Annotated in this window: 10 protein-coding genes; 7 read left to right on the top strand and 3 right to left on the bottom strand. The window is 74.0% G+C overall.

Features of this window, described 5'->3' with window-relative positions; translation table 11 throughout:
• The 5 genes from ACH4E8_RS05425 (at position 1) to ACH4E8_RS05405 (ending at position 4,977) form a co-directional block, all read left to right on the top strand.
• Positions 1-525, top strand: a complete 525-nt coding sequence (locus ACH4E8_RS05425; protein WP_398444509.1) for a GNAT family N-acetyltransferase — start codon at positions 1-3, stop codon at positions 523-525.
• Positions 526-617: 92 nt separating this feature from the next.
• A complete protein-coding gene (locus ACH4E8_RS05420) occupies positions 618-974 on the top strand; it encodes a DUF4229 domain-containing protein (protein ID WP_398444507.1) in 357 nt (118 codons plus the stop codon).
• Between the two features lie 250 nt (positions 975-1,224).
• Complete coding sequence (locus tag ACH4E8_RS05415; protein ID WP_398444505.1) at positions 1,225-1,947, top strand: polysaccharide deacetylase family protein; 723 nt, start codon at positions 1,225-1,227, stop codon at positions 1,945-1,947.
• 404 nt (positions 1,948-2,351) lie between these two features.
• Positions 2,352-3,704 (top strand): dicarboxylate/amino acid:cation symporter, encoded by a 1,353-nt coding sequence (locus ACH4E8_RS05410; protein WP_398444503.1) that lies wholly within the window; start codon positions 2,352-2,354, stop codon positions 3,702-3,704.
• A gap of 625 nt (positions 3,705-4,329) precedes the next feature.
• A complete protein-coding gene (locus ACH4E8_RS05405; protein WP_398444761.1) occupies positions 4,330-4,977 on the top strand; it encodes a TetR/AcrR family transcriptional regulator in 648 nt (215 codons plus the stop codon).
• A gap of 22 nt (positions 4,978-4,999) precedes the next feature.
• On the opposite strand, the gene ACH4E8_RS05400 is transcribed toward ACH4E8_RS05405, so the two are convergent.
• Together ACH4E8_RS05400 and ACH4E8_RS05395 are read right to left on the bottom strand one after the other, a co-directional pair.
• Positions 5,000-5,851, bottom strand: coding sequence for a MaoC/PaaZ C-terminal domain-containing protein (locus tag ACH4E8_RS05400; protein WP_398444501.1), 852 nt, complete (start codon positions 5,849-5,851; stop codon positions 5,000-5,002).
• Between the two features lie 57 nt (positions 5,852-5,908).
• Positions 5,909-6,148, bottom strand: coding sequence for a hypothetical protein (locus tag ACH4E8_RS05395; RefSeq protein ID WP_398444499.1), 240 nt, complete (start codon positions 6,146-6,148; stop codon positions 5,909-5,911).
• A 218-nt stretch (positions 6,149-6,366) separates the two neighbouring features.
• Here ACH4E8_RS05395 and ACH4E8_RS05390 point away from each other — a divergent pair, with 218 nt between their 5' ends.
• Both ACH4E8_RS05390 and ACH4E8_RS05385 read left to right on the top strand, forming a co-directional pair.
• On the top strand, positions 6,367-10,533 hold the full coding sequence (locus ACH4E8_RS05390) for a Pls/PosA family non-ribosomal peptide synthetase (protein ID WP_398444497.1): 4,167 nt from the start codon (positions 6,367-6,369) through the stop codon (positions 10,531-10,533).
• A 93-nt stretch (positions 10,534-10,626) separates the two neighbouring features.
• Entirely contained in the window at positions 10,627-11,952 is a 1,326-nt protein-coding gene (locus ACH4E8_RS05385; protein WP_398444495.1) for a M1 family metallopeptidase, read from the top strand.
• A gap of 271 nt (positions 11,953-12,223) precedes the next feature.
• Here the strand turns inward: ACH4E8_RS05385 and ACH4E8_RS05380 are convergent, their stop codons facing one another.
• Positions 12,224-12,427 carry a cold-shock protein gene (locus ACH4E8_RS05380; RefSeq protein ID WP_030162033.1) on the bottom strand — a complete coding sequence of 68 codons (204 nt, stop codon included), beginning with the start codon at positions 12,425-12,427 and terminating at the stop codon, positions 12,224-12,226.
• Positions 12,428-12,556: the final 129 nt, after the last annotated feature.

The raw sequence follows: 12,556 nt of genomic DNA, 5'->3' as shown, positions 1-12,556 counted from the left end.
ATGAGCCTGACGTACACCCTCGACCCGTCCGTCGACCCCGCGCTGCGCGACGGCGTCCTCCAGTTGTGGACGGACGTCAGCAACGCGGGCGGCGCGGTCGGCTTCGTACCGCCCGTCACCCCCGAGCAGATCCGCCCGGAGCTGCGGCGGCACTTCGCCGCGATGGTGGACGGCCGCACCCGACTGGTCGTCGGCCACGACGCGGAAGGGGAGGTCGCGGCCACCGCGTTCTTCACCTTCAACCAGCACCGGCTGATGACGCACTGGGTCTGGCTCTACACCGTGATGGTCCACCCCCGGCTCCAGGGCGGCGGCCACGGCCGGGAGCTCATGGCGGCGGCGGCCGACGCGGCCCGCGGCTTCGACGGCATCGAGGCGATCCGGCTGACCTGCCGGGGCGGACTGGGCCTGGAGGACTTCTACGCTTCCTGCGGCTACAAAGAAGTGGGACGCGTGCCGGGGGCGATCCGGGTCGCGCCCGGCGACGACCGGGACGACGTGTTCATGCTGCTGCCGCTGCACTGAGCGCCACCGCTGCACCGATCGAAAACGGTGCGTGCTTCACTGGAGTGACGTCTTCGGACGACGAAAGACGAAAGACGAGAGAAGGGGCACCCGTGTCAGCCAAGTCGAACGCCGCGCTCAAGTACACCGGCATGCGGCTCGCGGTCTTCGCGGGCTCCTTCGCCGTCGTGGCGGTACTCGTCCACTTCGGCGTCCTGCCCAAGGGCCTCGGCGAGTCCAACTCCATCTGGGTCGTGCTGCTGGCGCTGCTCATCTCCGCGCCGCTCAGCTTCGTCCTGCTGCGCAAGCAGCGCGAGGCGATGTCCGACCAGATCGCCGGCAAGGTCGACGAGGCGAAGGAGCGGCTGGCGGCGAACCGGTCGCAGGAGGACGAGGCCGTGGACGCGGCCGCCGCTGCCGCGGCCCGGTCCGCCGGGGGATCCACCGCGGCGCCGCAGGCTTCGGCGTAACGCCACCGCCCGGCGTACGAGCCGGGCGGTACGAGAAGAGCAGCCAGTACGAGAAGGGCCGCACCCGTCACGGGTGCGGCCCTTCTCGCATGCCTTCCCTCTGCGGCTTCTCCGGCGCTTTGCGCGGGTCCGATGCGCGCTATCGCGCCGTCGGCCGTTGTCGATCAGCCGAATTATGTAAACACCACTGACCCGCCCGGCCCCACTCGTTTCAATGGCGACCACGCGTCGATCGAGAGGAGAAGTCCGAATGACGAGGCGAAGCAGGACGCGGGCGTGGCTCGGCGCCGTGGTGGCGACCGCGATGTCCCTGGTGCTGGCGCCGGGAGTGGCGCAGGCCGACTCCGCCGGCGACCGATGTCCCGGCGGGTACGTGGCGCTCACCTTCGACGACGGCCCGACGGAGGCGACGCCGCAGGTGCTGAAGGCGCTGCGGGACGCCGGCTCGGTCCGGGCGACGTTCTTCCTGGCGGGAGGGATGGTCCACGCGCACCCCGAGCACACCCGGAGCATCGCCGCCGACCGGCACGAGATCGCCAACCACTCCTACAGCCACCCCGACCTCAACACCCTCACACCGGATGCGGCCTTCAAGGAGCTGCGGGACGCCAGCCGGGCCATCAAGGCCGAGACGGGGCAGGCGCCGACGCTGTTCCGGCCGCCGTACGGGAGCACGAACCCGCGGATCCGGCTGGACGTGGCCCGGCTCGGGATGCTCGAAGTGCTCTGGACGGTGGACTCGCTCGACTGGCGGGGCATCCCCACGGACGAGATCGTGGCGAACGCGCTGCGGGTGCGCGCGGGCGGCATCGTCCTGCTCCACGAGGGCCCGCCGGCGACGATCGCCGCGATACCGAAGATCGTCGAGGGGCTCGCGGAGCGCGGGATGTGCGCGGGCAAGGTCGTCTTCTCGGCCAAGCCGGTCCAGGCGTGGCCGGGCATGACGTACCACGCGAAGGCCGCCCCCTGGTGAGCCGACGTCCCGGGCGGAGCCTGCACGTAAATATCGGATAAGTCACACACCCCGGGTGGGGGCCTTGGCGCCCCACCCGGGTTTTCTGCGTTTCATGGGGTTTTGTGCACTTTTTGCCGAGGATTCCTCGGTGAAGGCGGCCCGAGACCCCAAGGTGACCTTTGAGGACATCAAAGGTGCAGTGTTAACGTATTCGGCATGCAGACAGCAGTGCGCCTCCACGATGCCGCGAGCCCCCCGCTCGTGGCGCGCCTGCACGTCGACCTCTGTCGCTGCATGTCCGCGGTCTGTCCCCGCTCGATCTGACCCCGGCACCACAGCGGCCCCCCGATCCCTGAACCTCCTCGCGCACGGGCGCCGCCTTCCGCTTCCTCCCCGCCCTCAGCCACCACTGGAGTGTGTCCGTGTCCGCGAACACGACGTCCCCCGTAGACCAGAAGCCGTCCGGCTCCGGTCTCCGTCTGCCGAAGATCCCGTTCTGGGTCCAGATCGTCGCCGGTCTGGTGCTGGGCGTGCTCCTCGGCTGGCTCGCCAGAGGCCAGGACATCGGGTGGTTGAAGGACACCCTCGAACAGATCGGCACCATCTTCGTCCGGCTGCTGAAGCTGGCCGTCGCACCGCTGGTCTTCTTCGCGATCCTGGTCTCGATCACCAATCTGCGGAAGGTCAACAACGCCGCCCGGCTGGCCTCCCGCACCCTGCTCTGGTTCATGATCACCTCGCTGATCGCGGTCGCCATCGGCATCGCGATCGGCCTGCTCACCGACCCGGGCTCGGGCACCGGCCTGACCCCGAAGGACGGCAAGGCCCCGGAGAACACCGGTTCCTGGATCGACTTCCTCACCGGCATCATCCCGACGAACGTCATCACGCCGTTCGCCGAGCTGAAGGTCCTCCAGATCGTCTTCCTGGCCGCGGTCGCCGGCATCGCCGCGCTGGCGCTCGGCGAGAAGGCCAAGCCGATCCTCAGCCTCAGCGAGTCCGTGCTCGAACTGCTCCAGAAGGCCCTGTGGTGGGTCATCCGCCTCGCGCCGCTGGGCACCGTCGGCCTCATCGGCTACGCGATCGCCGACTACGGCTGGGACCTGATCAGCAAGTACGCGACCTTCACCGCGGACGTCTACATCGGCTGCGCCATCGTGCTGTTCGGCGTCTACCCGCTTCTGCTGGCCACCGTCGCCAAGGTCAACCCGGTCCAGTTCTTCAAGGGCGCGTGGCCCGCGATCCAGCTCGCCTTCGTCTCCCGTTCCTCCGTCGGCACGATGCCGGTCACCCAGAAGGTCACGGAGCGACTGGGCGTGCCGAAGGAGTACGCGTCCTTCGCGGTGCCGTTCGGGGCGACGACGAAGATGGACGGCTGCGCCGCGATCTACCCGGCGCTGGCCGCGATCTTCATCGCGCAGATCTTCGACGTGCAGCTCGGCGTGCAGGAGTACCTGCTGATCGCCTTCGTGTCGGTGGTCGGCTCCGCGGCGACGGCGGGCCTGACCGGCGCGACGGTGATGCTCACGCTGACCCTGTCCACGCTGGGCCTCCCGCTGGAGGGCGTGGGCCTGCTGCTGGCGATCGACCCGATCCTCGACATGATCCGCACCGCGACGAACGTGGCGGGCCAGGCGCTGGTCCCGGTGATCGTCGCGGCGCGCGAGAACATCCTCGACCACGACCAGTACAACTCGGCGAGCGGTTCCCCGATCGACGAGCAGCCCTCGTCGGCGGAGACCCCGGCGAAGATCCCGTCCCCCGCGACGGCGTAACCCCCCACCCGACGCCTCACCGCGGCGCGCCACTCCCTACCGGAGCGGCGCGCCGCGGCTGCGTTTTCGGCGGGTGCCGTTCCCCCTGCGGGTGCGGTGGTCTCCGCGGCCCGGCGGTGGGCTGCTCGCGCAGTTCCTACCCCCCCCACCTACGCCCAGGGCCCCAGGGCCCCAAGCCCCGCCCTTCGGGTGGGCGTCTTCGGCGCGTCATGACGGTCGCGCCGTTTCCCTGCGCGAGCAACCCACCACCAGCCCGCGGTGACCAACGCTCCCGCAGGGAAACGGCGGGTAGGTCAGGGGCGCTGGGGGCCCCAGGCACTCTGGGCGTAGGGGCGTGGGGAACTGCGCGACCAGCCCACCACCCGGCCGCACCCGGCAGCGCACTCGCAGGGCTGCGGCGGGTGGACGGTGGTGCGGTGAGTCGTAGGCTTACCCGGCAGTAGGGGGCTGCACGCGGAGTGGTGGGTTTCGGCGCAGTGGAGGGACGGCCGGCATGAGCGCGGTGGACACGGACACGGACGCAGGCAAGGGCGCAGGCACGGGCACGGCAACGGCGAGCGCAAGCGTCGCGGCCGCGCCCCCGCCGAGGGCCAAGCGGCTCCCCAGGGCCGAGCGGGAGCGGGACATGATGGATGCTGCCGTGCGGACGTTCGGGCAGCGCGGGTACCGGGCCGCGTCCATGGACGAGATCGCCGAACTCGCGGGCGTGTCGAAGCCGTTGGTGTACCTCTACCTGCACTCCAAGGAAGACCTCTTCACCGCCTGCATCCGACGCGAGGCGGACGCCCTGCTGGCCGCCGTCGCCGGTGCCGTCGCCCCCGGCCTGCCCGCCGACCGCCAACTGTGGGCGGGGCTGGCCGCGTTCTTCACGCACGCCGCGGAGCACCCGGACGGTTGGGCCGTACTGCACCGGCAGGCCCGCACGCACGGTGAGCCCTTCGCCCTCGAAGTCGCCGCCATGCGGGACAAGATCGTCGACTACGTGGCCGTACTGCTCGCCGCCGCGGCCCGCGACACCGGCACGGACGCCGGCCCGGACACCGGTGCGGACGCCGGTGCGGACGCCGCGCGGCCCGGGCCCGGCGCGCCGGCCGAGCGGGACGTGGTCGCGCTGGCGCAAGCGCTGGTGGGTGCGGCGGAGTCGTTGGCGGGGTGGATGAACGACGCCGGGCCCGGGGCCGTGTCGGCGAAGGAGGCCGCCGCCACCCTGATGAACTTCGCCTGGGTCGGCCTCGGTGACCTCATGGCGGGCGAGCGCTGGTCCCCGCGCTGAAGCACGGGACCGCCGCGTCCGCCTACTCCGTCGCCCCCACGAGGTGTATCCGCGCCCCGCGGCGCAGTTGGAACGCCGTGCCGTGCGCATCGGACGGCGCCGCCGCGTACGTCACCGCCCCCGGCAGCGGAACCGGTGCGCGGAACTCGGCGCGGGCGTACGTCAGCGCGTACGGATCGGGCGCCGCCTCCGCCAGGCAGCGCGCGAAGCTCCACATCCCGTGCGCGATGGCGGTGCGGAAGCCGAAGGCGCGCGCGGCCAGCGAGTGGAGGTGGATCGGGTTCCGGTCGCCGGACACCGCGCCGTACCGCCGGCCGAGCCCGCCCGGCAGTTGCCACTCGGCGCGCTCCGGCAGGTAGTCGGGGGCGCCGACGGCGTGGTCCGCGGGCGCCCTGCTCCGTTCCGGGGCGGTCCGGTGCCGGCACAGGTACCTGCTGCGGGAGACCCAGGCGAGCGCGCTGTCCAACCGCGCCTCCGTCACCATCGTGACCTCCGTGCCACGCCGATGGGGGGTCAAGGCGGTGGCGTACACCGTCAGTTCGGGTGAATCCGTGCGGTGCAGGGCGCGCCGGGCGCGTACGTCGATCCAGGTGTGGACCAGCCCCAGCAGCGGCAGCGGGAAGTCGCGCGCGGCGAGGATCCGCAGCGCCAGCGGAAAGCCCAGGACGTGCGGATAGGGCAGCGGCAGCGCGCCGGCCGGTGAGGTCGGGAAGCCGCAGAGCCGGGCGTACGCGGCCAGTCGTGCGGCGTCGACGCGCACCGCGCCCGCCGTTGCTCGGTGTTCGGGGAGCGCGACGGCCGGCCGCCCGGGGCGGCCCGGCCGTTTGAAGGGAGAGCTCAGTGCGCCGCGTACCAAGGTGCGTGCGAGGGCCATGGGCCGGACTCCCGGAGGCTGGGGGCTCGCTGACTGGCGCGTAAGGTTACGCGGATGTCAGCGCGGGGTCGAGCGGCCCCGGCCGCGCGCGAAGCGGCGCCTCAGCAGATGTCCGGCCTCGCCCACCGCCAGCAGCAGCGCGGCGGACGCGGCACAGGCCGCGAGGCTGGACGGCGGGCCGTCGAGGAGCGCCCCCAGCAGCCACAGCGCCGCCGTGCACCCGGCCCACCACACGAGCAGGGAGAGCGCCGTGCGACGGGCCGACGCGAGGGTGGGCGCCGTTCGCTGCCGACTCATCGCGCCCCGCCCCCCCCCGTCATGGTGATCGCGCTCATCGTACGTACGGCCCCGGCCCTGACCGACAGCGGCCATAGCTGATGGACATAACAGGCGATGAGTAATTAACCCTAATAAACTCCTCGTTTGCCGTGTGCGCGGCATCCGATGACACCGAGGGACGGGGAGCGAGACATGGACGACGACCGCCTGCGGGCCCACGACGAGGGGTGCGCACCGTGACCCTCGCCCCGCAGCCGGCCCTGCTCGTCGCGGGGCCGACGCCGTCCGCCGCCCCCGCGCACTACGCGGCCGGCCCCGCCGCCCCCGCCCGCACCCTCGTCGACGTCCTCACCCGTACGGCCGAGCGCCATCCGGACGCCCTCGCGGTCGACGACGGCGCACGCCCGCTCACGTACGGCGCACTCCTCGCGGAGGTCGAAGCGCTGCGCGCGGTCCTCGCGGCACACGGCGTCGCCCGCGGCAGCCGGGTCGGCGTCCGCGTCCCGTCCGGCACGGCCGACCTGTACGTCTGTGTCCTCGCGGTCCTCGCGGCGGGCGCCGCGTACGTCCCCGTCGACGCGGACGACCCCGACGCCCGGGCCGCCGAGGTGTTCGACGAGGCCGAGGTGGCGGGCGTGCTCGGCGCGGGCCGGGCGTACGGGCTCCGGGGCACGCCCCCGGCAGCCGACCAGGGCCCGCCCACCCCCGACGACGACGCCTGGGTGATCTTCACTTCCGGCTCCACCGGGCGGCCCAAGGGCGTGGCCGTCACCCACCGCAGCGCCGCGGCGTTCGTCGACGCGGAGGCACGGCTCTTCCTCCAGGACGCGCCGCTCGGGCCGGGCGACCGGGTGCTGGCCGGCCTCTCCGTGGCCTTCGACGCCTCCTGCGAGGAGATGTGGCTGGCCTGGCGGCACGGCGCCTGCCTGGTGCCGGCCCCGCGGGCACTGGTGCGCTCGGGGCCGGAGCTGGGGCCGTGGCTGGCGCAGCGGCGCGTGACGGTGGTGTCGACCGTGCCCACGCTCGCCGCGCTGTGGCCCGCGCGGGCGCTGGACGACGTGCGCCTGCTGGTCTTCGGCGGCGAGGCGTGCCCGGCGGAACTCGCCGCGCGGGTGGCCGTCCCGGGGCGGGAGGTGTGGAACACCTACGGCCCCACCGAGGCCACGGTGGTCGCCTGCGCAGCCCCGCTGACCGCCGACGGGCCCGTACGCATCGGGCTGCCGCTGGACGGCTGGGAACTGGCGGTCGTGGACGGCCGGGACGAGCTGGTGCCGACCGGGTCCACCGGCGAGCTGGTGATCGGGGGCGTGGGCCTGGCGCGCTACCTGGAGCGGGCCAAGGACGCGGAGCGGTACGCCCCGCTGCCCGCGACCGGCTGGCCCCGCGCGTACCGCACGGGCGACCTGGTGCGCGCGGACGAGGCGGGCCTGGTGTTCATCGGCCGCGCCGACGACCAGGTCAAGCTGGGCGGACGCCGGGTGGAGCTGGGCGAGGTGGACGCGGCGCTGGGGGCGCTCCCGGGCGTCGCGGCGGGCGCGTCGGCGATCCGTACGACCCCGGCGGGCACCCGGGTGCTGGTCGGCTACGTGCTCCCCGAGGCGTCCGCGCCGAACGGCGGTGCCGAAGCGGCCGGCTCCCGTGCACCCCAGCCGCCAGGGGCGGAGTTCCGGGCCGCGACCGCCGGGACCGCCGCGACCGCCGCGACCGCCGCGGACAGCGCGACCGTCCCGAGCGAATTTGCGCCCCCTGGCCCCGCGGCAAACGAGGGGGCCGAGAACCCGGCCGGCTCGGCATCGCCCGCGCCCCGTGCCGGGGCGCAGGTTCCCGCTGACGCTTCGGCCGCGGACGGGCCGGCCCAGGGGCAGACCCGCGCGGGGCCGGTCGTCGGAGACCCGGTGGCCGCCCGCCCGGCCGGCGCGCCGCCGGCCGGCGACGTGGCGCCGTTCGACCGGGAACGGGCCCTCGCCGTCCTCCGCGAGCGGCTGCCCGCCGCGCTGGTGCCGCTGCTCGTCGTGGTTGACGCGCTGCCCACCCGTACCTCCGGAAAGGTCGACCGGGACGCCCTGCCCTGGCCGCCGCCGCAGCAGGACGCCCCCGGCCTCGCCCTCACCCCCACCGAGGCGTGGCTCGCCCGCCAGTGGCACGACCTCCTCGGAGTCGCCGTCACCGAACCCGAAGCGGACTTCTTCGCCCACGGCGGCGGCAGCCTCGCCGCCGCGCAACTCGTCTCGCGCATCCGCGAGCACCGCGGCACCGGATCCGTCGGCGACGTCTACCAACACCCGACCCTGCGCGCGCTCGCCGCCGCCCTGGACGCCCGCGACGCCGGCCCCGCCCGGCCCCGGGCCGCGGTCCGACCGGTGCCCCGCACCGCGCAGGCCGTACAACTCGCGCTGCTGTTGCCGCTGTTCACCGTCGCCGGGCTGCGCTGGAGCGTGCCGGCCGCCGCCGCGGCCAACGTCATCGGCGTCGGCCCCGGCTTCTCCTGGTGGGGCATCGCCGTCGGCTGGCTGCTGGTGGCCAGCCCGCCGGGCCGGATCGTGCTCGCCGCCGGCGGCGCCCGGCTGCTGCTGCGCGGGGTGCGCCCGGGCACGTACCCCCGCGGCGGCGCCGTCCACCTGCGGCTGTGGACCGCGGAACGGCTCGCCGACGCCAGCGGCGCGACCAACCTCGCCGGCGCCTGGCTGACGTACTACGCCCGCGCACTCGGCGTCCGCATCGGCGCCGGCGTCGACCTGCACGCGCTGCCGCCCGTCACCGGCCTGCTGCGGCTCGGCCGGGGCGCGGCCGTGGAGCCCGAGGTGGACCTCGCCGGGCACTGGTTGGAAGGCGACCGGCTGCACATCGGGTCGCTGCGGATCGGCGCGGACGCCGTCGTCGGCGCCCGCAGCACCCTCTTCCCCGGCGCGCGGATCGGCAAGCGGGCCGAGGTCGCGCCCGGGTCCGGGGTGCGCGGCACGGTGCCGGCGGGGGAGCGCTGGGCGGGCGTCCCGGCCACCCGCATCGGCCGGGCGGGCAAGGCCGTCCGGCGCGCCGACCGCCCGCCGCGCCGGGCCCGCTGGACCTTCGCGTACGCCGTGACGTCCCTGCTGCTGGGCCTGCTGCCGGCGCTCGCCGCGCTCCCGGCGCTGCTGGTGCTGCGGCTGGGCCCGGGCCCGCTGACGGCCGTGCCGCTGGCCACCGTCACCGGGCTGGTGACGTACGCCCTGCTGGTGCTGGCTGGCGTACGCGCCCTGGGCGCCGGGCTGCGCGCGGGCAGCCACCCGGTGCACGGCGCGGTCGCCTGGCGCGCGTGGGGCGTGGAGCGGCTGATGGACATGGCCCGGGTGCACCTCTTCCCGCTCTACGCGAGCCTCGCCACGCCCGGCTGGCTGCGGGCGCTCGGGATGAAGGTGGGGCGGGGCGTGGAGGCGTCGACCGTACTGGCGCTGCCGGCGATGACCACGGTCGGCGACGGTGCGTTCCTGGCCGACGACACCATGGTCGCGCCGTACGAACTGGGCGGCGGGCGGCTGCGGCTCGCCGCCGCCCGGGTCGGCAAGCGCGCCTTCCTCGGCAACTCGGGCATGGCGGCGGCCGGCCGCCGGGTGCCCAAGCGCGGGCTCGTCGGCGTGCTCTCCGCCGCCCCGAAGCGGGCGAAGGCCGGCAGCTCGTGGCTCGGCATGCCGCCGATCAGGCTGCCGCGGGCGGCGGAGGAGGGCGACGCCAGCCGCACGTACGCACCCCCGCGCAGGCTCGCCTGGGCGCGCGCCGCCGTCGAGCTGTGCCGGCTCGTCCCGGTCGTCGTCGCCGTCGGCCTCGCGGTGCTCTGGGTCCTGGCCTTCGCCGCGCTCGCCGAGCGGTACGGGACGGTGGTTGCGGCCGGGCTCGGCGGGGCGCTGCTGCTCGCCGCCGGCCTGGTCGCGTGCCTCGTCGCAGCCGCCGCGAAGTGGCTCGTCGCCGGGCGGATCGGCGGGGCGCAGCATCCGCTGTGGTCGGCCTTCGTGTGGCGCGGCGAACTCGCCGACACCTTCGTGGAGGTGCTGGCCGTGCCCTGGCTGGTCGGCCCGACCGCCGGCACTCCGCTGACGGGCCTGTGGCTGCGCGCCGTCGGCGCCCGCGTCGGCCGCGGCGCGTGGTGCGAGACGCACTGGCTGCCGGAGGCCGACCTGGTGAGCGTCGGGGCGGGCGCGAGCGTCAACCGCGGCTGCGTCCTCCAGACGCACCTCTTCCACGACCGGATCATGCGGCTGGACCGCGTCGTCGTCGGGGCCGGTGCGACGCTCGGCCCGCACGGCATCGCGCTGCCCGGCACGGTCCTCGGCGACCGGGTGGTGGTGGGCCCCGCGTCGTTGGTGATGCGCGGGGAGCGGGTGCCGGCGGACACCCGCTGGCTGGGCAACCCGATCGCCGCCTGGCCCTGAGCCGCCCGTCCCCGAGCGGCCCGGTCCTGAGCAGTCCGGCCCTGCTCGGGGCCCGGCCCACGAGCAGACGACCGGCCGACGGAAGGGACCCCGGTGAGCGACTCGTACTTCCCGCTCCACGGCGACGACGGATACGCCGTCACCGCCTACGACCTGGAGCTGGCCTACGTCCCGCACACCGGCCGCCTCGCCGGCCGCGCTACCGTCCACGCCGTCGCCCGCCGCGACCTGATCGCGCTGCGGCTCGACCTCGGCCGGTTCAAGCTGCACAAGGTGCTCGTCGACGGCCGGCGCCCGGCCGCCTGGCGGCACCGCGCCGACAAGCTCCACATCACGCCCTCCGCCGTGCTGCCCGCCGGCACCGTCTTCGCCGTGGAGGTGCGCTACGCGGGCGTGCCGCACCCCGTACGCACCCGCGAGTGGGGCGAGTTGGGCTGGGAGCAGCTCGCGGAAGGCGCGCTGGTGGCCTCCCAGCCGCACGGCGCCCCCTCCTGGTTCCCCTGCAACGACCGGCCGGACGACAAGGCGGTCTACCGGATCGCGGTGACCGCGCCCACCCCGTACGCCGTCGTCGCGAACGGCACCCTCACCTCCCGCACCGCGGGCGCGTCCACCACGACCTGGGTGTACGAGGAGCCCGCGCCGATGGCCACGTACCTGGCGACGGTGCAGATCGGCCCGTACGAGCGGGTGGAGCTGGCGCACGCGGGACCGGTGCCGCAGTCCGCCGCGGTGCCGCCCGCGCTGCTCGGCCGCTTCGCCCACGACTTCGCGCGCCAGCCGCTGATGATGGACCTGTTCACGGACCTCTTCGGCCCGTACCCCTTCGACCGGTACGCGGTCGTGGTGGTGGACGAGGAGCTCGACGTCCCGGTGGAGGCGCAGGGGCTGTCCGTCTTCGGCGCCAACCACGTCGACGGGCGGCGCGGCAGCGAGCGCCTGGTGGCGCACGAACTGGCCCACCAGTGGTTCGGCAACAGCCTGACCGTGGCCGACTGGCGGCACATCTGGCTGAACGAGGGCTTCGCCAAGTACGCCGAGTGGCTCTGGTCCCAGGAGCGCGGCGGCCCTTCGGCCGCGGCGCTGGCCGCCCGCTCCCGGTCCCGGCTCGCGCTGCTGCCCCAGGACCTGCGGATCGCCGACCCCGGAGCTGCGCGGATGTTCGACGACCGGGTCTACGAGCGGGGCGCGCTGACGCTGCACGCGCTCCGGTGCGAGTTGGGGACGATCGCCTTCACGGCGCTGCTGCGGGAGTGGGCGCAGCGCCACCGCCACGGGGTGGTCACCACGGAGGGCTTCACGGCCCTCGCCGCGCACCACGCGTCCCGGTCCCTGGACGGACTTTTCGGGGCGTGGTTGTACGAGCCGGCCCTTCCGGAACTCCCGGGCCTTCCGGAACGCCCGCCTCCATTTATTTGAACAGGCAAGGAATTCGCCAGGAATTCATCGGAGGGGATTAATTCTTCCTGGGGAGGGGAAGGGGGTCCGTTCGCTCGGAGTTCCCGGTGATCGCCATGAACGCGACATGCGGCGAGGGGTGCGCGCTGCGTCCCTTGGTGCGCGTCAGGGCGTGACTCCCGGCGTGACTCCCGATGCGACGGGGACGGGCCGGGAAAGGCAGGAGCCCCGTTCCTCGCGGACGGGGCTCCTTGGGTACTGCTCAGCCGACGCGATCGTCGACCCTGACCGCTTAGGCCGGGGTGACGTTCTCCGCCTGCGGGCCCTTCGGGCCCTGCGTGACGTCGAAGTTCACCATCTGGTTCTCCTCCAGGGAGCGGAAGCCAGACGCGTTGATCGCGGAGTAGTGGACGAAGACATCCGGGCCGCCGCCGTCCTGGGCGATGAAGCCGAAGCCCTTTTCAGCGTTGAACCACTTGACGGTTCCGGTAGCCATAAGCCCTCCTTGGGCCAAAGGGTTGCCCTGCTCCAGAACCTGCAAACAAGTCTGAAAACTACAAAAGCCTGCGGGTCACATGCTCCGCAGGCTCTGTACTGCAAGGGAAACCAAACTGCAACTTGCGTC

The organism is Streptomyces sp. NPDC017979, from assembly GCF_044328175.1.
In the GTDB taxonomy this organism is placed as follows: domain Bacteria; phylum Actinomycetota; class Actinomycetes; order Streptomycetales; family Streptomycetaceae; genus Streptomyces.
The sequence above is the reverse complement of the archived record's forward strand: the minus strand, read 5'-3'. Positions and strand labels throughout refer to the sequence as shown.